Origin of the sequence: Thermobifida alba (assembly GCF_023208015.1) — a bacterium.
Classification (GTDB): domain Bacteria; phylum Actinomycetota; class Actinomycetes; order Streptosporangiales; family Streptosporangiaceae; genus Thermobifida; species Thermobifida alba.
This window is the reverse complement of the sequence record NZ_CP051627.1, coordinates 2336048-2357878: the sequence shown is the minus strand read 5'-3', so window position 1 is coordinate 2357878 and position 21831 is coordinate 2336048. Positions and strand designations below refer to the sequence as shown.

The 21831-nt window shown below is 72.4% G+C and carries 16 protein-coding genes; 14 read left to right on the top strand and 2 right to left on the bottom strand.

The window, feature by feature from the left end; all coding sequences use genetic code 11:
• The first annotated feature begins 129 nt into the window (after positions 1-129).
• The 14 genes from FOF52_RS10410 (at position 130) to FOF52_RS10345 (ending at position 18001) form a co-directional block, all read left to right on the top strand.
• Positions 130-804, top strand: coding sequence for an MBL fold metallo-hydrolase (locus tag FOF52_RS10410; protein ID WP_248593617.1), 675 nt, complete (start codon positions 130-132; stop codon positions 802-804).
• Between the two features lie 195 nt (positions 805-999).
• Positions 1000-2739, top strand: a complete 1740-nt coding sequence (aspS, locus tag FOF52_RS10405) for an aspartate--tRNA ligase (protein ID WP_248593616.1) — start codon at positions 1000-1002, stop codon at positions 2737-2739.
• A 152-nt stretch (positions 2740-2891) separates the two neighbouring features.
• Positions 2892-3170, top strand: coding sequence for a hypothetical protein (locus tag FOF52_RS10400; RefSeq protein ID WP_248593615.1), 279 nt, complete (start codon positions 2892-2894; stop codon positions 3168-3170).
• 41 nt (positions 3171-3211) lie between these two features.
• Positions 3212-3937: a HesA/MoeB/ThiF family protein gene (locus FOF52_RS10395; protein WP_248593614.1), complete on the top strand. Its 726-nt coding sequence runs from the start codon at positions 3212-3214 to the stop codon at positions 3935-3937.
• Positions 3938-4481: 544 nt separating this feature from the next.
• On the top strand, positions 4482-4937 hold the full coding sequence (locus FOF52_RS10390) for an SSI family serine proteinase inhibitor (RefSeq protein ID WP_248593613.1): 456 nt from the start codon (positions 4482-4484) through the stop codon (positions 4935-4937).
• Positions 4938-5305: 368 nt separating this feature from the next.
• Positions 5306-5854, top strand: coding sequence for a septum formation family protein (locus tag FOF52_RS10385; RefSeq protein WP_248593612.1), 549 nt, complete (start codon positions 5306-5308; stop codon positions 5852-5854).
• A 474-nt stretch (positions 5855-6328) separates the two neighbouring features.
• Positions 6329-8275, top strand: a complete 1947-nt coding sequence (locus tag FOF52_RS10380) for a SpoIIE family protein phosphatase (protein WP_248593611.1) — start codon at positions 6329-6331, stop codon at positions 8273-8275.
• Positions 8276-8280: 5 nt separating this feature from the next.
• Positions 8281-8961: a phosphatase PAP2 family protein gene (locus tag FOF52_RS10375; RefSeq protein ID WP_248593610.1), complete on the top strand. Its 681-nt coding sequence runs from the start codon at positions 8281-8283 to the stop codon at positions 8959-8961.
• Positions 8962-8970: 9 nt separating this feature from the next.
• The gene (locus FOF52_RS10370) at positions 8971-10296 is read left to right on the top strand and encodes a replication-associated recombination protein A (RefSeq protein WP_248593609.1); all 1326 of its coding nucleotides are present in this window, start codon (positions 8971-8973) and stop codon (positions 10294-10296) included.
• Between the two features lie 512 nt (positions 10297-10808).
• Positions 10809-11873 carry a hypothetical protein gene (locus tag FOF52_RS10365; RefSeq protein WP_248593608.1) on the top strand — a complete coding sequence of 355 codons (1065 nt, stop codon included), beginning with the start codon at positions 10809-10811 and terminating at the stop codon, positions 11871-11873.
• Positions 11873-13318, top strand: a complete 1446-nt coding sequence (locus tag FOF52_RS10360) for a hypothetical protein (protein ID WP_248593607.1) — start codon at positions 11873-11875, stop codon at positions 13316-13318. Before FOF52_RS10365 ends, FOF52_RS10360 begins: the two co-directional genes overlap by 1 nt.
• Before the next feature lie 11 nt (positions 13319-13329).
• On the top strand, positions 13330-16263 hold the full coding sequence (locus FOF52_RS21915; protein WP_282574023.1) for a hypothetical protein: 2934 nt from the start codon (positions 13330-13332) through the stop codon (positions 16261-16263).
• Complete coding sequence (locus FOF52_RS10350; RefSeq protein ID WP_248593606.1) at positions 16260-17474, top strand: hypothetical protein; 1215 nt, start codon at positions 16260-16262, stop codon at positions 17472-17474. Before FOF52_RS21915 ends, FOF52_RS10350 begins: the two co-directional genes overlap by 4 nt.
• On the top strand, positions 17465-18001 hold the full coding sequence (locus tag FOF52_RS10345; protein ID WP_248593605.1) for a hypothetical protein: 537 nt from the start codon (positions 17465-17467) through the stop codon (positions 17999-18001). The genes FOF52_RS10350 and FOF52_RS10345 overlap by 10 nt, the downstream gene beginning before the upstream one ends.
• Positions 18002-18042: 41 nt before the next feature.
• On the opposite strand, the gene FOF52_RS10340 is transcribed toward FOF52_RS10345, so the two are convergent.
• Positions 18043-19692: a serine/threonine-protein kinase gene (locus tag FOF52_RS10340; protein ID WP_248593604.1), complete on the bottom strand. Its 1650-nt coding sequence runs from the start codon at positions 19690-19692 to the stop codon at positions 18043-18045.
• Positions 19693-19801: 109 nt separating this feature from the next.
• Positions 19802-21718 carry a serine/threonine-protein kinase gene (locus FOF52_RS10335; RefSeq protein WP_248593603.1) on the bottom strand — a complete coding sequence of 639 codons (1917 nt, stop codon included), beginning with the start codon at positions 21716-21718 and terminating at the stop codon, positions 19802-19804.
• Positions 21719-21831: the final 113 nt, after the last annotated feature.

The window sequence follows — 21831 nt, the reverse complement described above, 5'->3', positions numbered from 1 at the left end:
CCCGGCCCGCCGGTTCCGTCCCGCTCCGCGCCGACCGGCCGTACCAAGTCGCCACAACCGTCACCGCGTCGGTACGCTCATGAGGTAACCGACAGCGTCCCCGCTCTGGAAACGAGGTCAGCGCAGACCGTGCTCATCGCAGACTTCCCCGCCGGACCGCTCGCGGCGAACTGCTACGTGGTCGCCCCGGCCGCGGAAGCGGAGTGCGTCATCGTCGATCCGGGCCAGCAGGCCGCCGAGGGAGTGGCCAAACTGCTGGACGAGTACGCGCTGACCCCGGCCGCGGTCCTGCTCACCCACGGCCACTTCGACCACGTGTGGTCGGCCGCCCAGGTGTGCCGGACCCACGACGTCGCGGCGTACGCGCACGCGGCGGACCGCCCGCTGCTGAGCGATCCGGCCCGGGGCGTGGACCCGGGACTGGCCGCGCAGCTGGCGGCGCTGTTCGGCAACGAGCAGTTGCGCGAACCGGAACGGGTGGTGGAGGTCGCCGACGGACAGGTCCTGCGCCTGGCGGGCCTGGAGATCACCGTGGCGCACGCCCCCGGGCACACGCCCGGGTCGGTCGTCTATGCGCTGCCCGCGACCGGGGACACCCCCGAGGTGCTGCTCACCGGCGACCTGCTGTTCGCCGGGTCCATCGGCCGCACCGACTTCCCCGGCGGCGACCACGCGGAGATCCTGCGCAGCCTCTCCCGCGTCTGCCTGAGCCGCGCGGACGACACCGTGGTCCTTCCCGGACACGGCCCGCGCACCACCGTCGGCCGCGAACGCGCCACCAACCCCTTCCTGCGCGGACTGTAGGCACCACATCCGCCCCGCGCAGCGCAAGGACCGGAAGAACAGACCATGACCAGCAGCATCGCCTCGCATGCGGTGTCGGGAGCACAGCCGCCGCGGAGACGAGATACCGGCACCGGCTTCGCGGCCGCGAAGCCGGTCGACCGCACGCATCAGGCAACCACTGCGACATTCCGAGACCGCTGAAGGAGAACCCCGTTGATCCGCACACACGAGGCGGGCACGCTACGCGCCGAACACGTCGACGAGACCGTGGTCCTGGCGGGCTGGGTGGCCCGCCGCCGCGACCACGGCGGAGTGGTCTTCCTCGACCTGCGTGACGCCTCAGGTGTCGTCCAGGTCGTGGTCCGCGAGGACGAACTCGCCCACGACCTCCGTTCGGAGTACTGCGTCAAGGTGACCGGTACGGTCCGGGTCCGGCCCGAGGGCAACGAGAACCCCGACATCCCCACCGGCGCGATCGAGGTCGTCGCCTCCCGCATCGAGGTCCTGAGCGAGGCGGCGCCGCTGCCGTTCCCGCTCGACGGGACCCAGGAGGTCTCCGAGGAGGCCCGGCTGCGCTACCGCTACCTGGACATGCGCCGCCCGGAGACGGCCGAGGCGCTGCGCGTCCGCTCCCGGGCGACCTACATCGCCCACCAGGTCATGAACGAGAACGGTTTCGTGTACGTCGAGACGCCGTACCTGACCCGTTCCACCCCCGAGGGGGCCCGGGACTTCCTGGTGCCGGTGCGTCTGCAACCGGGGCACTGGTACGCCCTGCCGCAGTCCCCGCAGCTGTTCAAGCAGCTGCTCATGGTGGGCGGCATGGAGCGGTACTACCAGCTGACGCGCTGCTTCCGGGACGAGGACTTCCGCGCGGACCGGCAGCCGGAGTTCACCCAGATCGACATCGAGATGAGCTTCGTCGACGAGGAGGACCTCTTCGCGATCGGCGAGACGCTGTTCACCCGACTGCTGCGGGACATACGCGGCATCGAACTGCCTCGACCGTTCCGGCGCATGCCGTTCGCCGAGGCGATGGACCGTTTCGGCTCCGACAAGCCCGACCTGCGTTTCGGGCAGGAACTGACCGAGCTCACCGAGTTCTTCGCGCACACCCCCTTCCGGGTTTTCCAGGCCCCCTACGTGGGGGCGGTGGTGATGCCGGGCGGTGCGTCCCAGAGCCGCCGGGAACTGGACGCCTGGCAGGAGTGGGCACGGTCGCGTGGCGCGAAGGGACTCGCCTACGTGCTGGTGCAGCAGGACGGGACCCTGGGCGGCCCAGTCGCCAAGAACCTGACCGAGCAGGAGCGTGCCGGACTGGCCGAGCGCGTCGGTGCCGAGCCCGGGGACGCGATCTTCTTCGCCGCCGGAGAGCGGAGGGCCTCCCAGGAGCTGCTGGGCGCGGCTCGTCTGGAGATCGGCAGGCGGTGCGACCTGATCGACCAGTCTGCGTGGGAGCTGCTCTGGATCACCGACATGCCGTTGTTCGAGAAGAACGACGAAGGAGGGTGGGCGGCGGTGCACCACCCGTTCACCGCTCCGGCGGAGGAGGTCGCCGAAACCTTCCAGGACGACCCGGCAACAGCCAAGTCCAGGGCTTTCGACCTGGTGGTGAACGGCTACGAGCTGCTTTCGGGTTCCATCCGTATCCACCGCGCCGAGATGCAGCAGCGCGTCTTCGAGACGCTGGGCATCAGCAAGGCAGAGGCCGAGGCGAAGTTCGGCTTCCTGCTGGAGGCCTTCAAGTTCGGCCCTCCGCCGCACGGCGGCTTGGCCGTGGGGTGGGACCGCCTGGTCATGCTGCTGGCGGGACAGCACACCATCCGCGAGGTCATCGCCTTCCCCAAGACCGCTTCGGGAGGCGACCCGCTGACGGGCGCGCCCACCCCGATCACGGCGGAGCAGCGCCGGGAGGCGGGCGTCGACGCCGTCCCGGAGGAGGCCGGGGCCTGACCCCAACCCTTTGAACAGGTGAAACCGCTGGGTCTGGATATCCCTAGGATTTCCTCGCCCAGCGGTTTCGGGTTTTGTTTTCCTGTCCTCGGGGCTACTGCAAAGCACGGCGCTCTTTCCTAGGCTGGACTAGTCTGAGCCAAGGAGGGCGCATGAGCAGGACGTTGAAAGTTCGACTGCGGGGTTACCCCGAAGCGGTCCTGGCCGATGACTCCGTCCTCGTGCCGACAGGACGCACGACGACGGGCACTGACGTGATCGACTACGTCAGCAGACTCGACCGGAGGATTCAGGAAGCCCTGCAGCACCGGGACGGAACGCCACGCCGGTCCACGCGGCTGCTTGTCGGTTCCAGGGTCCTGGAGCACACCCAACGGATTCCGGAAACCGGAGAAGTGGTGCTGCTTGCCGCGCTTCCCTGTGACGGCTGATCTGACTGTCGGTTCTGCTGCGACACCTCTCTGGAGCCGGAATGCGATTCGTCGACAGTCGGTACAACCGTCAGGAACTCATGCCGCAGATCGGCTCTCAAGGACAGCGGAGGCTTCGAGCCACCAGTGTGGTGTCCATCGGAGCCGGGGGAGTCAAATCCTCACTCCTCTACTATCTGGTCGCTGCGGGTGTCGGACGGATCCGGATCATCGACTTCGACCGGGTCGAGCTGTCCAATCTCAATCGGCAGATCCTCTTCACCACCGAAGACATCGGTCGCAACAAGGCTGAGTGCGCCAAACGCAGGTTGGGTCTGCTGAACGAGGAAGTCGCGATTGAAGCACTGCCGCAGCGGGTGGACGAAGGCAACATCGACGCGTTGCTGGCCGGATTCGACGTTGTTGTCGAGGGGGGAGACTCCCTGGCTGGGCGGCTGCTCGTCAACAGGTACTGCGTGAAGACCAAAGTGCCGATGGTGCATGCCAGCGCCCAGTACAACTACGGTTATGTGCTGACTGTCCTGCCGGGTAGGACTGCCTGTTTCGAATGTGTCTTCCCGGACCTGCCTGCGGGGCATGGCGGAAGTGTGCCGGTTGTGGGAGTTGCGACCGGTGTCGCCGGGGTCTTGGGAGCCAACGAAGTCATCAAGTTGGCCACGGGGGCAGGAAGCCCTGTGACAGACGGTGTCCTGGCTTTCACCGGATTCCAGAGCGACTTCCGGTTCGTGCCTTCGCCAAGGCGAGAAGAATGTGCGAGCTGCGGATAGTGCCCCGATCCCCTGCCGGTCAGGGGTGTCGTGGTGCATCCGCCGCTGCTGCCCCTCGACACGGTCGAGAACATCCCGCGGCTGGGAAGCCGTGCTCCACGGGGCTCGGGCGATGCCTGTGGAGGCCGATGCCGGGCTGCGGGAGGCTTTCCGTCCTGCGGTCGGTGAGAAAGCAGAACCGCTGCGATGAAGCAGTCCGGGGTCCGCTGCGGGCGCGCCCACCCCGATCACGGCGGAGCAGCGCCGGGAGGCGGGCGTCGACGCCGTCCCGGAGGAGGCCGGGGCCTGACCGTCCCGCTCGACGGGGCCGGGGCGGACGGCCGTCGTCCCGTCCGCCCCGAACGTGTCGGAAAAAGTTTTTCCTGCGTCCGGTGAAACGGTTCGAGGGAAAAGCTTTTTCCGGTCGCGTCCCCCTTTTCTTGCTCTTTTCCGCTCACTAGAGTGATCGTGCGTCGCGGACTGGTTTCCGACAGTGACGCACGTGCTGTCGGCCAGTGGGGAGCACCCGCGCCGTGTGTTCCGGAAGAACCAGCGAAAGGTCCCCATGCACACGACAACGCTCCGACGGTCCCTGGCTCTCCTCGCGGCCACCGCCTGCGCCGTTCTCGGCTTCAGCTCCGGTGCGGCCGCCGACCCCGTGATCGGACCGCAGCCTCCGGTCAAGGCCGAACTCGTGCTCGCCATCGCCCCCAGCCCCGGATTCGGGACCTACCCCGGCGACGACGTCGTGAATCCGCCGCGGACCAGGGAGGTGACGCTGACGTGCAACCCCGACGGCGGCACTCACCCCTCCCCGAAGGAGGCCTGCGACTCGCTGCGCGCGGTCAACGGCTACTTCGAACGCCTGCCCTCGATCCCCGGCGTGTACTGCCCCGCGGTCGTGGACCCGGTGGACGTCACCGCGACCGGCACCTGGGGGAACCGCAAGGTCTCCTACCGGGAGACCTTCGGCAACTCGTGTGAGGCGTTCGTCGGCACCGACGGGGTCTTCTCCTTCTGATCCGCTCCGCCCCCGAGGAGCGCACCCGAGGGCCCGGACCGTGCGTCCGGGCCCTCATCCGTACCAGAACGGCCCAATTGTGTGATCCAAGTCACTCGAACTGTCGAGGGGGCTGGTGGATCGGACGGGGTGAAGTGTTGACCGGTGGGCGGAATGGTGGGCTGTGCCGTACAGCGTCCCCCTGTCGTAAGCGGGTGTTAGGGTCGCTCCACCAGACGCCGCCTGTACTTGGCGTGGCGGTCCGGGCCGGCCATGACCCCGCATGTGGCCCGGGACCGGAGTGGGGCCCCGCGAGACCGAAGTCCTGACGCCCCGCACCACCCACCGGTCGGTGTGCAACCCCCGTTCTGAACAAAAGTGGAGATTCAATGACCCTGGGTTCGTCCCGGTGGGGGCTCGGCCGTGCCGCCGCCGCCACCGCGATCGCCGCTGCCACCCTCGCGCTGTCCGGCTGCGGACTGCTCCTGCGCGGCGGGGGAAGCGGCCTGGACCAGGCCCTCCAGGACCTGGAGCAGGGCCTCGACGAGATGGAGACCCCCAGCGGGACCACCGAGGAGGACGTCTTCGACATCGGCGTCGGAGACTGCCTTCCCTCCGAGGAGACCGAGGTGGAGGGAGAGGTCTCGACCGTCCAGACCGTCCCCTGCAGTGAACCGCACGGCGGCGAGGCCTACGCGGCCGGAGACATGCCCGACGGCGCCTATCCCGGGGAGTTCGAGATCCAGGAGTTCGGCGACGAGTTCTGCATCGACGAATTCAACCTCTTCGTCGGCACCTCCTACGAGTACTCCGAGCTCGACTTCACCTACTACTTCCCGACCGACCAGTCCTGGGCCAACGGCGACCGCGAGATCCTGTGCATCGTCTACGACCCGAACGGTGACGTCACCGGGACGCTCGAAGGCGCCGCTCGCTGACCGATCCCCGAGGGGCCCCGCCGCGGCTCCGGAGCCGCGGCGGGGCCCCCTCGCATGCCCGGGAGAAAACAACCGACGTCGCAGCGGGTGGCCGGGGGAGCCGAACCGCTAGAATTGTGGACGGTGTGCCGAGAAACCCGTTGCGGCCAGGCAATGGAAAGGTCAAGGGCTCGGCAAAAAATGACCCGCCGGAGCGGGCGGACCGCGGTGAATTACGGGGAGGGACGGCCCTCCGCCCCCGACGCGGATTATCCACGTGCGACCGGACGGAGCGAGAGTTTCCCCTCGGTTGATGACCTGCACAAAGGGGGACGTTTCGTTAAAATGGGCTGAAACGGATGTTCGGGAGGGGTCCGCCGGTGCGGACAGGACATTCGCGACGACACGGGGAAGATCTATTACGTGAACGGATCGACCGGCACAACGGACGGCTTCGCCGGTTCTGGAGGAAAGACTGACGCTCTCGTGGCCAGAATGGACGACCCGGCGGGCACAGCCTTCCGGCACGCTCCCACAGCGATGCTCGTGGCCGACCGGACCGGAGCGGTCCTTCTGGCCAACCAGGCGCTCACGGCCCTTCTGGGACACCCGTCCACCGAGATTGCGGGGCGTCCCTGGCCCGAACTGTTCACCCCCGACGACCACGGCCGAGCCTGGGAGCAGCACGGCAGGGCACTGCGGGGAGCCGCCCCCGGCCCGTGGCCCGACCTGACGGTCCGCACGGCGAAGGGCCGGTCGCGGCGCACCGTCGTGCAGACCCGTCCCCTTCCCGCCCCGGAAGGCGACGAGGCCGTCGGCGTCGTCATCCAGCTGTCCCTCGTCAACCGCGACGAGGAGACCCTGCGCATCGTCACCGAACTGCGGCTGCGGGAGGCCGACACCGCCCTGTGGTCCCTCGACCTCACCAGTGGCAGACTGGCGGAGCTGTTCGGCCCCTCCCCGCTGGGCCGGATGCTCGCCGGTGAGGCGTGCACCCTCGAAGAGTGCCTGGCCCGGGTGCACCGGGACGACGTGGCCCGGCTGCGCGACGCCCTGGAGACGTCCTACCAGGGACGCGACTACGAGCAGCGGTTCCGCATGTTCGACCAGGTGGGCGACGAGCGGTGGCTGTACGCGCGCGCCGCCTACGTCGGTGGGGAGCGCCCCCGCCTCGTCGGCGTCGTCGACGACATGACCGAACACGTCCAACTCGTCCGCCGTCTGGCGGACCGCCGCCGCATCGAGGCGGCCCAGGGCCGCCAGGTCAACGAACTGGCCGCCAAACTGGTCTCCGCCACCACGGTGCAGGAGGTCACCGACCTGCTCAGCAGGGAGTTCATGCCCATCTTCGGCGGTGACGACGCCCACGTCATGCTGCTGGACCAGGACGAGCTACACGTCCACCCCGCGGCCGAGGAGGCCTCCGGGAGGTGGCTGCACCCCGGGGACCACCGGGACGCCTCCCATCCCACCGGGGCCGTCCTCGACGACCGGCAGCCGCGCTTCTTCGAGAGCCGCTCCGAACTCCTGGAGCGGTTCCCCGCCGTGGGGGAGGCGCTCCAGCAGACCGGGAGCCACTCCTGGGCCTTCGTCCCGGTCTTCGGGGACGCCAAGGTGACCCTGGGGGTGTGGGTGGTGGCCTGGACGCAGCCCCACCACGCCACCCCGGACGAGCGCGCCCTCATGCTGACCCTGGCCGGACTGGCCGGACAGGCGCTGCAGCGCGTCAACCGCCAGAGCGCGGAGCTGGAACTGGCCGACGCCGTCCAGAAGCGCATGCTGCCCCCGCAGCCCCCGGACTTCTCCGAACTGGACGTGGCCGTGCGCTACCTGCCCGCGCGGGCCGGCTGGCGGGTGTGCGGCGACTTCTACGACGCCATCAGGCTGCCCGGGCGGCGTATCGGCCTGGTCGTGGGCGACGTCCAGGGCCACGGGGTGGAGGCCGCCGCGGCCATGGGCCAGATCCGGATGGCGTTTCGGGCCTACGCCAGCAACCAGAGCGACCCCGGCACGGTCCTCACCGAGACCAACCGGCTGCTCACCGAGACCGGGGAGATCGTCTTCGCCACCTGCGGCTACCTGGTGATCGACGTCGACCTGGGACAGATCCAGGCCGCCTGGGCGGGACAGCCCCCCGTCGTGCTGGCCACCGAGTCGGGCTTCGAGGTGTGGGAGCCCGAGACCGGACCGCCGGTCGGGGTGGACTCGGCGGCGAAGTACCCGGTCAGCTCCCGTTCGCTGCCTCCGGGAAGCACCCTGCTGATGTGCTCGGACGGGCTGGTGGAGAGCTCGGAGGTGAACATGGACGACGGTCTGGCCGCGGTCGGCAGCGAACTCAGCGCGAAGGCCACCGACGTCCACGGCGCGGCGACTGCCCTGGCCGAACTCGCGCCGGCCGGGCGCGGCGACGACATCGCGATCCTCGTCGCCCGCGTCCGCTGACCCCGATGGCACGGCTCGGGGCGGGGGCGCTCGGGCTGCTGGGCGCCTTCGTCCTCCTGGCGCTCCCCCTGACCGTGGACGTGGACCCGCCCGCCCTGCGCGCGTGGGACGTCGCGCTCACCGAGGCGGTCTCCGGGGAGCGGAGCCCCTCCGAAACCGGAGCGGCGGTCCTCCTCCACCGCCTCGGGGCCTGGCCGTGGGGCGCTCTGCCGGTGGCGGGGCTGCTGCTGCCGCTGGCGCTGCTGCGCCGCTGGGCCTCGGTGCTGCTGGTGGCGTCCGCCTGGGCGGCCACGTCGCTGGTCGCGGTCCCGCTGGCGAAGGGGGTGCTGGACCGTCCCCGTCCGCTGGACCGGCTGGTGGTCGAGGACACGGCGGCCTATCCGTCCGGGCACACCGCGTTCGCCGCGGTGCTGGTCGTCTGCGCCGCGGCCGTCTGCCCGGAGCGCATCCGCGTTCCCGTGCTGCTGGTCGGGGCGGCGTTCACCGCGGTCATGGCGTGGAGCCGGATGTACCTGGGGGTGCACTGGTTCTCCGACACCGTGGGGGGAGCGCTGCTGGGCGGCGGGATCGGACTGGCGGCCTGGTGGCTGCGGCGCCTGGCGTCCCGGCGGTCCCCCCGGGACGGCGGGGTGGGTCCCGGCCGCGGCGGGGAGACGCCGCCGGAGCCGGACGGGGCGGCGGACTAGGCTGGAGCCGTGTCCGAAACACTGTTCGACGACGCCGGAGCCGAGGCCCACCGCTCCCAGGAGCCGCTGGCGGTACGGATGCGCCCCCGCACCCTGGACGAGGTGGTCGGGCAGCGGCACCTGCTCGGCGAGGGCAGTCCGCTGCGCCGACTCGTCGAGGACGACGCCCCCATGTCGCTGCTGCTGTGGGGGCCTCCCGGCACCGGGAAGACCACGCTGGCCACGGTGGTCAGCCGGGCCACCCGGCGGCGCTTCGTGGAGCTGTCGGCGGTCACCTCCGGGGTGAAGGACATCCGCGCGGTGGTCGACGAGGCCCGCCGGGAACTCGGCATGCGCGGTGTGCGCACGCTGCTGTTCGTCGACGAGGTGCACCGCTTCAGCAAGACCCAGCAGGACGCCCTGCTGCCGTCGGTGGAGAACCGCTGGGTCAGCTTCATCGGCGCGACCACCGAGAACCCGTTCTTCTCGGTCATCAGCCCGCTGCTGTCCCGTTCGCTGCTGCTCACCCTGGAGGCGCACGGCGACGACGACATCCGCACCGTCGTGCGGCGCGCGCTCACCGACGAACGCGGCCTCGGCGGACGCCACACCCTCACCGAGGAGGCCCTCGACCACCTGGTGCGGCTCGCCGGGGGAGACGCCCGGCGGTCGCTCACCTACCTGGAGGCCGCCGCGCTGGTCGCGGGGGAGCGCGCCGAGATCACCGTGACCGACGTGGAGCGCGCCGCCGACCGCACCGCCGTGCGCTACGACCGCTCCGGCGACCAGCACTACGACGTGGTCAGCGCGTTCATCAAGAGCATGCGCGGCAGCGACGTCGACGCGGCTCTGCACTACCTCGCCCGCATGATCGAGGCGGGGGAGGACCCGCGTTTCATCGCCCGCCGCCTCGTGGTGCACGCCAGCGAGGACGTGGGCATGGCCGACCCCACCGCGCTGCAGGTCGCGGTCGCCGCCGCCCAGGCCGTGGACCTGGTCGGCCTGCCCGAGGCGCGCATCAACCTCGCCCAGGCGGTCATCCACATCGCGCTGGCCCCCAAGTCCAACGCGGTGATCACCGCCATCGACCGGGCCATCGGCGACGTGCGGGCCGGACGGCTCGGCGCGGTCCCCGCCTACCTGCGCGACAGCCACTACCGGGGCGCCGCCGACCTCGGCCACGGCGTCGGCTACCGCTATCCCCACGACCACCCGGGCGGGGTGGTCGCCCAGCGGCACCTGCCCGAGGAGGTGGACGGCGCCGAGTACTACCGGCCCACCACCCACGGGGCCGAGCGCCGGTTCGGCGAGGTGCTGCGGCGGATCAGGGAGGTGCTGCGCGGCGGTGCGGACTGACCGGTCCGCCGGACCGGGCGGGGCACGACGCGGCGGTCCGCCCCGGTGACCGGAACCGGTCACCGCACCGGTCCCGGTGCGGGCCTGCGCGGTGCGGTCGGCGCTGCCGCCGCGTCCCGAAGGGGGCCGGGCCGGGGCCGGTGCATCCGGCCGGAGGCGGCATTCCCCGCGCCGTGGGCGCGGACCACGGTTGATGAATATCCCATTGTGAGTGCTTTGGGGGTATTCGCACTCGGGAAAAAGGCGGCGCCCGGCGGAATGTGAGAAAAAAGAGAAAACAATCGCATTGTGTGCGGTGGGCTGCCGCGTGGTACCGGTGCGCCGATGGGTGCCGGCGGGGACTGTCCGAGTGGACGGCTGGGGAGCGGTAGAGGCGACACCTGTCCCGAATGAATCCCCAAAAAAGGGGATAGGGTGGTTCGATATGAGCCATTATGGTTTCGCGCGGCAAATTTTCGGGTGAACGACACCGGACACCCGACAGCGGACCTGAACGGGGCAGGAACCACTGGATGACCGAGTACGCCACCGGGCCGGTGCAGGAGGACGGCTTCTACCGCTATTCTTTCCGGGCCGACAACAGCGGTGACCCGAGGCGGGCCGAAGTGGTCATCGAAGCGGTCGACCCCGAATCCGCCGAGCGGCTGGCCGCCGAGGCCGCCAGAGCGGAGCAGGCCACCGGCGCCGTCATCGGCGGGACCGGTGGACCGTTCCCGCGCAGCCTCGCCGAGTACGTCCCCACGGGGCACCCCGGCCACCGCGCCCCGGCCGCACTCGTCCTGCGCGTCCCCAGGGGGAAGGGCGGGATCTTCTACCTGGAGCCGGCGATCCAGGAGGCCCCCGGCCTCCTGCCGGTCCCGCCCAGAGCGATCCGCAAGATCGCCGTCAACGTGTACGAGGCCCTGACCGTCCTGCACCGCGTCGGCTACGCCCACGGCGCAGTCAACACCTCCAGCCTGCTGTGGAACCAGCGCGAGGCGGTGCTCGCCCGCTACCACCGGGCGAGCCGCGACCCCGACGGGAGGCAGCGCAGCACCGACGTCGCCGACGCGGCCCGGCTGCTCTACCACGTCGCCACCGGACGCCCCCTCAACGGCGACCTGTCCCACAGCGCCCGACGGGACCTCAACAGCCGACTGTCCGGCCTGGGAGACCTCCTCGCCGCCGCACTGGAGCCGCAGGACCGGCGGATCAACGCGTTCGAGGCCCTGGAACGGGCCGGCCACCTGGTGCTGCCGAGGACCGGGGACAGCGGCACGGCCCCCGTACCGCAGCGGCAGGACACCGCAGAGGAGGCCGAGGCACGGCGGAAGTTCCGCAGCCTCAGGGCCAAGCACGAGGACATACGCCGCAGACGCTATCCCCCGCCCCCTCGGGAACCGTCGCTCCCGTCCATTCCGGACGAGCTGCCACCGCGGTCGCCGTGGCGGGTCATGTGGGACGAGGGGGCGGCGCGCGCCGCACGCCACCTGCTCGGCCGCCTCGACCGGTGGGACACGACGACCCGCTGGTTCGCGATCGGCGCCGTGGCCGTGGCGACGACCGTCCTCGGGGTGCTGCTGGGAAGGATGCTGTGATGAGCCACCCGGGCCGGCCGGCGGACCTGCCGCCGACGGTGAACTGCCCGTACTGCCTCGCGCAGATCGACACCTCGCGGGCCAGGAGCGTGATCCGCGACATCGCCACCCAGGAGGTGCAGGGCGACGTCACCGACGCGGTCCGGCAGCGCGGGCTGCTGGGGGTCGCGGCCTACAACCGCGGCAACACCTACCTGGAGTGCCGCAGGGAGGCGCGCCTCGACCCCGCCGGCCAGGCGGACCCCGGATACCACGCCGACCCCTTCGACCACCCCACCGACGTCCTGGACGGTTCCACCGCCGTCTTCGCGGCCGGCGCGGGGGACGGTGCCCCCACGACCGTCTTCTCCGGCGGGATCGACCTCGACGACCCGGAGGACGAGCCCGCCCGGTCCCCCTTCGCGCTGGCGGAGGACGCCGACGACGGAGACGACTGGGAGAGCACCACCGGGGCGCAGCCCAGGCCCGTCCTCGACCCCCAGCCGGACGAGAACGAACTGTCCGAACCGCACTACATCCCCTACGAGTACTGCCAGATCCGCCGCACCCTCAACATCGGACTCATCGGGACCACCCGCTCCGGCAAGTCGCACCTGCTGGCGGCGATGCTGCACCGCCTGCAGGAAGAGGAGGAGGAACTCGCCGCGCTCGGCGTGTACGTCCAGCCCTTCGCCGAGATGTGGGAGCACTACATGCAGCGGGAGGACGTGGCCGGGTTCCTCGCCCCCGACCAGCGCACCGCCCTGCGCCGCACCAACCGGACCGACCCCGTCGAGTTCCGCATGGCCTACACGGTCACCAGCACCTGGAACGGCGAGGAGACCGACTGCGTGGTGAGCTTCTTCGACGTGGCCGGGGAGCTCTTCCTGGACTCCAAGGCACGCAGCCGCCTCCAGTTCATCTACGGGCTGGACGCCTACATCTTCGTCGCGGACGGCCAGTCGCTGTACGGCTGGGACGGCAAGCGCCGCGGACTGCTCCACCCCTCGGGGTTCGGCAACGTGATCAACAAGCTCCGCCAGGACGAGCGGCTGGTGGCGCGCGCGTCGGGACAGCGCAAGCACCCGCTGCCCAAGCCCGCGGTCGTGGTCCTCGCCAAGGCCGACCTCCTCCTCGCCCAGGAGGAGTACTGGGTCAGCAGGTGGCTGGAGCGCGACGACGAATTCCACCTGGAGACGGTCGACCAGGAGAGCGAGGACGTCTACGTCTACTGCGCGACCAACGGCGCCAGGGAGTGGCTGCAACCGGTCAACGCCTTCGAGGACGCCACCCTGCACTTCGCCTCGGCCACCGGCTGCGAGGAGCGGGACGGACGCTACAACAAGCGGAAGTTCCGCCACATGCGCGTCCTGCGCCCGCTGCTGTCCCTGTTCGCCATGACAGGACTCATCGACCCGCAGACGATCAACCACGACTACGTGCGAGGCGTGCGCGAGCCGACGTGAAAGGGGACGGGGTGAGCACAACCCGCGGAGAGCGGGACACGCGGATCCACCAGGTGGTGTTCCGCTGGACCGACCAGCACCTGCTGGGCGGACGGGGCGTCGGCCCGGTGGGAACGTCCCTGTCGGACCAGCGGGACCTCGCCCGGTGGAGCGACCTGCTGGACAACGGGGACCTGGTCGGGCCGCTGCGCCCCGACCGCCCCGCGCTCGGCCTGCTGCGCCCGCGGTCCCGCCCGGGCCTGGCCGTGGTCGTCCGCGCCGACGCGGTACCGACCTCCTCCAGAGGCTCCCACCAGGTGCACGCGCTGCTGGGAGCGGACGAGGTGCTGACCGCCCGGCTCGCCCTCGGCCTGCGGCACTGGGCGGGGTGGCTGCCCCCCCAGGACGGACCGCTGCCCGACCCGCACCTGCCCGCGCTCGACCCCGCGGACCTGGACACCGCGTCCACGGTCCCCGGCCGGGCCGACCCGCAGGAGGTCGCGGCGCTGCTGCGGCACGTGCTGCACCACCCCGACTACCACTTCCACTTCGCCGGGGCGCACAGCGACCCCTACGCCCTCGGACACGCGCTGGCCTGCCTGCTGGACGTCTCCCTGGTCGTCGAGGGGGACGTCCAGGCGGCGTCGGCCCAGCCGCGGATCGCGGTCACCGCGGAGAAGACCAGGCTGCACATCCCGCCCTCCCACTGGTACCGCAAGTCCCCCGCCAGCCGGGCGCCGCTGGAGGAGTGGGCCGACGACATCGGCTACCTGGTGGACCGGGCGCTCGCCGACCCGTCGCGGGCCGTCCCAACCAGCCCGGAGGAGCGCCGGCGCGGCCTGTCCGACCTGCACTACCAGCGCGAGGGCCTGTACCGGTTGCTGCTGCGGGCGCTCCAGGGGGACGCCTCGGCCCGCCGCTACCTGGCCCAGGAGGACACCCTGCGCTGGGCGCGGCAGGAGTTCGCCGCGCTGGGCCCCGACGAACTGGCCAAACTGTGCCGGGCCTGGGGAGGCTGGCCCCGCGCCCCCCGGGGCCTCACCGCGCTGCTGCGGGACCGGGTCGCCGGCCTCGCCCTCGACTGGCGGGACGACCCCGACCTCGACGACCTGCGCGGTGCGGGCAGGCAGGTGTTCTCCCCTCCCGTCCCGGAGCGGCCGGAGGAGCGCCACGCGCAACTGCGCCCGGTCACCGACCGGGTGCGCCACCTGTGGCGCGACCGCAGCGGCCGCCCCGCCGCCGACTTCGACACGCTGCTGTGGCACGCGCACCAGCTCGCCCGGCTGTCCACCGCCGAGGTCCGCGACCTGCTGACCGGCCTGGGGGTCCCCGCCGCGACCCTGGTCACGCTCGCCGGCAGCCACACCGGGGACGTCATGGCCCGGGAGTTCCGCCGCGGGATCCTGGCCGCCCTGCAGGAGTACCCGGACCTTCCGGAGGACCGGCCGGAGGTGCGCGCCGCGCTGCGGAAGCGGGGCTTCCTGCTGGACGCGCTGGCCGACGAGACCGCGGAGCGGCGGCAGGCGGTCTTCGCGCACCTGCTCGGACTCGGCTACGGCCCCCCGGGCCCCGGCCGGACCGACTCCCGGCTGTCCGACCGGTTGCCGGAGGACCTGGCCGCCGTCGACACGCACCGGCTGCTCCCCTCCCTCCTCCCGGTGGCGGCCCGGTACCTCTCCGTCAAGGAGCGCCTGCGGCTCTGGTACAGGCTGAGAGGTTTCCTGGCGGACCGCGAAACCGCCGCACTGCTCGACGGCGCGCTCCCCTACCTGGTGGACCGGCTGGCGGGGGCCCCGACCCTCCGGGAGTTCCGCGGGATCGTGAAGACCCTGGTCGAACTGCGGCGCGCCGACGCGCTGCCGGTCGAGGGCTTCCAGCGGATGTGCCGGGAGCACGGACACTTCCAGGAGGAGCTGTACGCCCTGCGCGGCAGGGACCGCTACGGACAGGCGGGACAGGAGATCATCCTCGCCTTCGCGGACCTGATGTGGCTGGCCAGCGGAGAGGTGCCGCCGCTGGCCGACGGGCGCACGCCCCCGCCTCCCGGCAGCCGCGCCCTCCCCGAGAGGAAGGTGGAGGAACTGGAGCGGGCGGAACTGTACCCCCGGCCCGCCTACTTCCGGTTGGCGCTGATCCGTGTCTCCCGCACCGAGAGCGCCCACACCCCGGCCTCCGAACGCCTGTGGCGCGTGTTCTCCCCCGAAATGGTGGAGAGCCTCCAGGACCGGCCCGACCTCATGACGATCGTCGGACGGCCGCCCGCCACCGCCGACAGCGGTACGCGGCCCGGACGGCTGCGGTCGCTGCTGTCGCGGAGCAGCACCGGGGCGAAGAAGGCGGCTCCTCCGCTCGCCCTGCCGTCCCGCGGCCCCGTGGAGGCGGAGGACGGCGATCCCGGCCGCGACGAACCGTCGATCCCGGAGCCGCCGTACGCCTCCTCCGGGAGCACCGCGCGACAGCACCGCCCGACGGCCCGGGACGGAGCCGACCACGACACCGCCCGCCCGAGCTTCGCGTCCACCGACGAGGAGCCGGACGAGGCCCCCCGAACCCCGCGGCAGGCGGCGGAGGGCACCGGCGCCGCGCCCCGCCCCGGCGAGCCCGCCCCCCAGTGGTACGAGGACGTGGCCGAGCAGCCCGCACCGGCAGAACCGGAACCGGAGCGGGCCCGCCCGGACGGGAGGGACCGCCGGGGGGTGTGGGGCCACCCGGGACGGGGACCGACCGACAGCACCTTCGTGGGCGAGGGCAGGGGATGCCGCAGCCCCGTCCTCCGGACGCTGCTCTTCGCCGTGTTCCTGGCTGTCCTCCTCGTGCTCGTGGTCGTCCTCGTCGTGGTCGCGGTCGTCGGGAGCGGCGGGAGCGACTGGTCCTCCCCGCCCGAACAGAGCGGCCCCGCCGTCTCCGCCCCGCCCCAGGACACCCCCGCCTCCCCGTCGCCCGCAGTTGAGGAGACCTCCAGGTGAGCGCGTCAACCGACCGTGACCACGACCTGGCCGACATCGCCGAGCAGCTCGACCGGTACGCCCGCACCGCCCCGCCGGCGGGCGCACAACTGCTGCGGTCGCTCGCGCGCGGCCTGGCCGACGGCGGCGCGGGCCTGGCCGGCACCGACCTGGCCGCCGCCTACCCGCCCGACTCCCTGATGCCCGACGCCTCCCCGCCGCGCTGGACGCACCTGCTGCTGTGGCTGCTGCGCGGAGTCCGCGACGTCCTCATCTTCCTCCCCGTGTTCTGGACCTGGTACCAGCTCATGCAGGTGCTGTCCGCCTTCGGCGAGGCCCCCCAGGGCGCCAACTTCCTGTACGGCTGGCAGCAGGGCGGCTTCACCGGAACCGCCCAGTTCGAGCCGCTCAGCACCACCGCGTCCTGGGTCTGCGTCTTCCTGCTCGGCGTCATCGGCGCGACCCTGCTCGTCCACGTCCTGGAGGGAGCGGTCGAGGCGTTCAGCGACCGCAGCCGCCAGCGCGAGGAGATCGTCCAGCTGCTGGCCCTGGCCACCTACCTGATCCCCGACCGCCCCGACTCGGTGCGCGCGGAGGTCCGCGGCGCCAACGAGACCCTCCAGGGGGTCCGCAGGGCGATGGCCGGCATGGAGAACGCCCTGGGCGCCGCCACCGACAGCATGCACCGGGCCGCCGCCGACATGCGCCAGGCCGCCGCCGACATCGCCGAGGCGTTCACCGGCGACCCCCGGCAGCAGCTCGTCGACGCGCTGGACGCCTGGCAGACCCGGATGGGGCAGCTCGCCGACGCCGTCCGGGAGGCCCGCACCCCCGCCGAACTCCTCGACAGCCTCACCGCCCTCACCCGCAGCACCGTCGAGGGCCAGGACCGGCTCAGCGAGCAGACCCGCCACACCCTGGACCTGCTCCGGCAGCAGAACGACCTCGTCGAGCAGCGCACCGCCGAGTCGGCGCGGTTCGCCGTCGACACCATGGACCGCATCGCCGCCGCCCTGGAGAAACTGGAGAAGGTCTCCGAGGAGCTGGCCGCGGCCCAGGACCGGCTCGGCGCCTTCACCGAGCAGTCCAGCAGCACTCTGCGGCAGGCGCTCGACGAGTTCACCGACCTCGCCGACGACCTCGGCTTCCTCGTCAAGGGAGTGCAGCGCGACGTGGCGAACCGCCGGGACGGGGAGGCGGACGGCGGCCGCGAGGAGGACCCGTGGTCCTGACCGGACGCCGCCGCAGGCCCGCCAACGGGCGGGCACCAGCCGTCCACCTGGCGGGATGGCTCTTCGCGGACCTGCTGCTGGTGCTGTTCCTCGTCTCGCTCAGCGCCCAGAACGCCCCAGAAGCGCCCGAACCCCCGCCGCCTCCCCCGCCGAAGCTGCTGAGCCCCGACTCCTGCGAGTTCACCGTCCGCCTGGGCAACGGGTTCGACGTGGACCCCGACAGGGTCGTGGCCGAACTCGGCCGCATCCTGTCCGACCCGGACGACAGCGACTTCAACACCGACGACGGCCACGGCGAACCCAGCGACAAGTGCCGCGAGCACCTGACCGAGCAGCGGGAGATCGGCTTCGTCATCGCCTTCGGCAGCGGCAGCAACCAGCAGATCGGGGCGGCCAAGGAGTTCGCCGCCGAGGTCGTCGAGATCGCTGTCGCGGAGATCCCCCAGTTCGAGGGGGCCAAGTACCGGGAGTTGTGGACCGGCGGCAGTCCCGGAGCCGTCGAGCTGTCGGTGTTCTTCCTGGAGTGAGCGCCGCTCCGCCGCGGCCGTCGACCGCGGCGGAGCCCGGGTCACTCCGCTGCGGCCGCCTCGGCGAACCGCCGCGCCGTGTCCGCGGCGACCGAGGCGATGACCACCCAGGCCAGTCCCCGGTCCGTGTTGGGGTCGGCCCGCAGCACCGCCTCCTGCTGACTGGCCCACCACCGGGTGGGGCACCGCAGCGCCAGCACCTCCTCGCGGTGCCGGTCGAGTTCGCTGCTGCGCCGCCGCACCAGCAGCGCCGTCGCGTGGACCCGGTCGGTCAGCTCCCGGTCCGGGGGCAGCAGGATCCTCGGGTGCCCCAGCGCGTCGTGCTCGGCCCAGATCTGGTGGCGCAGTTCCCGCAGCGGCTCCCGGGTGTGCGCCACGACCGCGGCGACCTCGGAGCGGAGCCGCCGCAGGATCCGGCAGCCCCGGCCGAGGTACTTGCCCACGCACAGGCCGTGCCGGCACAGGTGCCGGGCCGCGTACCGTTCGACGATCAGGCTGCGCTCGCCCAGCAGGCGGCGCAGCAGCGCCTGCTCGGCGGCCCCGCCGCAGGCCAGCGCCACGAGCCCGTCCTCGTCGACGGGGTGGCCCCGGTAGCGGGGGCGTTCGTGCGGGGCGAGCCGGACGGCGAGGACGGCGAGGGCCTCCTCCACCGCGGCGGAGGAGAGCCCCTCCTCCGGCAGGTTGTGCAGCAGGTCGAGCAGCGCCCGGTCCGCGACCCCCAGCCGCCGCGCCTCGCCGACCAGGCGCTCCCGGTTGCGGCGCAGCCAGGGAAGCGGATCGTCGTGGTGCCGCTGCATCTCCAGGACCAGCAGGGTCGCCGTGTCGCCCGCGGACCGTCCGCTCCGGGGCGGCGCGGACCGCGCCGGGGCCTCGGCGGAGCCGAGGGCCTCCACCAGCTGGTGCGCGGTGGGACGCGCCCCGGCGTCCCGGGCCATCGCCCGCACCGCCAGGTCCGCCAGCGGACCGGTGAACCCGTGCAGGTCGGGCTGCCCGTGCAGCACCCGGTGCATGACCTCCTCGGGGGAGGACCCGGAGAAGGGCTGCCGTCCGGTCGCGGCGAACACCACCAGGCAGCCCCAGGCGAAGACGTCCGCCGGCGGGGCGGACACGCCCCGGTACCGTTCCGGACTGATCGTGCCCGCCGTGCCGACCGGCGGCGCGCCGGTCCCGGTGAGCCCCGTGTCGGCCAGCGACCTCGCGATGCCGAAGTCCAGCACCACGGGCACCCCGTCGGGGCGGATCATGACGTTGGAGGGTTTGAGGTCGCGGTGCACGACGCCCGCCCGGTGGATGGCGTGCAGCGCGCGGGCCACCCCCCGGGCCAGCAGGAGCAGGCGCGGGCCGGACAGCCTCCCGCACCGCTGCAGGTTCTGCCCCGGGACGTAGGCGGTGGCCAGCCAGGGACGCCCTCCGGACACGCCGGCGTCCAGCAGCGGGACGATGTGCTCGTCGCGGACCCGCCGCAGCGTCCGCACCTCGGAGTGGAACCGCCGGCGCCGCTGTCCGATGTCCGGGGACATCTCCGCGCGCATGAGCTTCAACGCCACGGGCTGCCTCCGGGCGTCCAGCGCGGCGTAGACGACGCCCATGCCCCCTTCACCCAGACGGCCGACGATCCGGTACCCGGGGATGCGGATCCCGTGGTCGTCGGGGTGAAGGGGGGACAGGTCGGGCGGGAAACCGTGGGGCATCGACGTTCCTGCGGTCGGGGGTTCTCCGTCGATTATCGGCTCCCGGGCCGGGATTGTCCGGTGATTGCCGGGAAGTCCCCCGCGGGAACGCGAGGCCGCGTTTCCCTGCTCAGCCCGCGGGCGGGTACAGCTCCGTGGCCCCCGTGATCACCGGGAGGCCGGTCTCGGGGTCGGGGTCGCCGAAGGTCACCTCGGCGATGACCACGTCTCCCCAGCTCAGGTAGTTGGCCAGGTCGCGTCCGGTGACCGCGTAGGTTCCCCGGCCCTCCGCGTCGACGTACACCTGGTCGGGGTTGAGGCAGAAGTGCGCGCACATCACCTCGGCGTCGGAGGCGATCAGCGCCTCCAGCGGCTGACCCACGCCCTCGACCGGGGCCCACGCCTCGCTCCACTCCTGCGGGGTGAGCGCGGCGCCGTCGAGTCCCGCGAACGCGTCGTCCCCGGAGGCGGGTTCGACCGGGGTGTAGGGCCACGGGCCGGACAGCAGGCTGACCTCGCTGGAGCTGTCGAGACGCACCACGAGGGTCCCGGTGTCCCACTCGGGCACCGGGTCGGCCTGCACGGTCTCCTCGTCCGCGGTGTCGGACGCCGCGGTGTCCTCCCCCGGTTCGGGGGAGTCGCCGCCGAGCAGCGAGACCGCCCCCCAGACGAGGCCGCCCACCAGGAGCAGGGCCGCACCTGCGCCGCCCGCCAGCAGCAGGAGCCGCCGGTTCGGCCCGCCCGTGCCCGCACCGCCGGAAGGCTGCGTGGCCGGGGCCGCGGGAGGCGGCGGGGCGGGAGCGGAGGACGACGGGGGAGGCGGCGGTTCGGCGACCGCGGTGGAAGCCGCGACGGTGGCGGTGGCCGCGGCGGTCTCGGACCCGGCCGCGGCCGGCGCCGCGGCACCGTCCCGCTGCTCGGCCGCACCGTCCGCGGCGGCCTCCTCCCGGGGCGCCGCCGCGCCGTCCTGCTCGGCGGCCGGGGCCGCGGTCGAGGCAGCCGGCGGCGGAGCCGACCGCTGCGGGGACGGGAGCACGGGCACGGGCATGGTCAGGGACAGGCGTCCGCTCTTGCGGCCCTTGGCGCGGCCGTCCACGTGGACGACCCGGGGCAGCAGGGCCGGCTCCACGATCCCCTGCCACTCCCGGTTCAGCACGCGGGTGACCCCGGAGCCGGGACCGGCCTCGCTGCCGACCGACCCCAGGCTGCTCTCCCACAGGTCGATGGCGGAGCGCACCAGGTCGCGGGTGTCCGGCCGCTGTTCGGGGTCGGCGGACAGCGCCGACTCCAGCAGCGGCCGGATCTCGTCGGCGAGGCCGTCGAGGTCGGGCTGCTGCGACTCGATCCGCTCGGCGATCTCCTCGGGGGTCCCGGTGCCGAAGGGAGGACGCCCGGTGCCGGCGAAGGCGAGGACCGCACCCCAGGCGAACACGTCGCAGGCCGGGGTGGGCTCCCCGCCCCGCAGCCGTTCGGGGCTGAGCCAGGACGCCGCCCCGGGCGGTGCCGCGGCCTCACCGGACAGCGCGCAGTCCAGGAGCCGGGGACCGGCGGAACTGAGCAGGACGCTGCCGGGGGTGAGGCCGCCGTGCGCCAGGTCCAGGGAGTGCAGCGCGGACAGCCCCTCGGCCAGACCGGCGGCCAGGGCGGTGAGCCGTCCCAGGCTCATGGGGCCGCGCTGGTCCGTGTACTGCTCCAGCGGGGTGCCGGGGGAGTAGCGCATGGCCAGCCAGGCGGGCGTCCCGTGGACGTCGAACGCCACGGGCGGCACGTAGCAGCGCCCGTCCACGGCGCCCAGCGCGCGCAACCGCTGTTCCAGTCGGGCACGGGCGGCCTCGTCCGCGACCCGGGAGGGCGGTACGACCTTGACCGCCAGCAGTACCTCCGGCTCCACGTCCGGGTGCACCGCGGCGTACACGTGGCCCGCCTCCGTCGCACCGAGCCGACCCACCAGCACGTACGGGCCGATGGAACGGGGGTCCTCCGGAGCGGTGGGAGCCAGGTCGGGCGGGACCAGAACGGAAATCGTCCGTTCGGAACGTCGACTCATTGTGGTCCTGTCTCAAAAAGTCCGAGGTGAAGTGCTGAAACGCGCAGCAGTAGCCAGTCGGTGGTTTCCGTCATTATCGGGAGAACTCGGTCATCTTGTCAGACTGAGACGTT

Coding starts and splice junctions, on each gene's coding strand:
- FOF52_RS10385 (WP_248593612.1), top strand. CDS start 5,306: ATGACCCTGGGTTCGTCCCGGTGGGGGCTCGGCCGTGCCGCCGCCGCC.
- FOF52_RS10375 (WP_248593610.1), top strand. CDS start 8,281: ATGGCACGGCTCGGGGCGGGGGCGCTCGGGCTGCTGGGCGCCTTCGTC.
- FOF52_RS10395 (WP_248593614.1), top strand. CDS start 3,212: ATGCGATTCGTCGACAGTCGGTACAACCGTCAGGAACTCATGCCGCAG.
- FOF52_RS10400 (WP_248593615.1), top strand. CDS start 2,892: ATGAGCAGGACGTTGAAAGTTCGACTGCGGGGTTACCCCGAAGCGGTC.
- FOF52_RS10390 (WP_248593613.1), top strand. CDS start 4,482: ATGCACACGACAACGCTCCGACGGTCCCTGGCTCTCCTCGCGGCCACC.
- FOF52_RS10365 (WP_248593608.1), top strand. CDS start 10,809: ATGACCGAGTACGCCACCGGGCCGGTGCAGGAGGACGGCTTCTACCGC.
- FOF52_RS10335 (WP_248593603.1), bottom strand. CDS start 21,718: ATGAGTCGACGTTCCGAACGGACGATTTCCGTTCTGGTCCCGCCCGAC.
- FOF52_RS10380 (WP_248593611.1), top strand. CDS start 6,329: ATGGACGACCCGGCGGGCACAGCCTTCCGGCACGCTCCCACAGCGATG.
- FOF52_RS10340 (WP_248593604.1), bottom strand. CDS start 19,692: ATGCCCCACGGTTTCCCGCCCGACCTGTCCCCCCTTCACCCCGACGAC.
- FOF52_RS10360 (WP_248593607.1), top strand. CDS start 11,873: ATGAGCCACCCGGGCCGGCCGGCGGACCTGCCGCCGACGGTGAACTGC.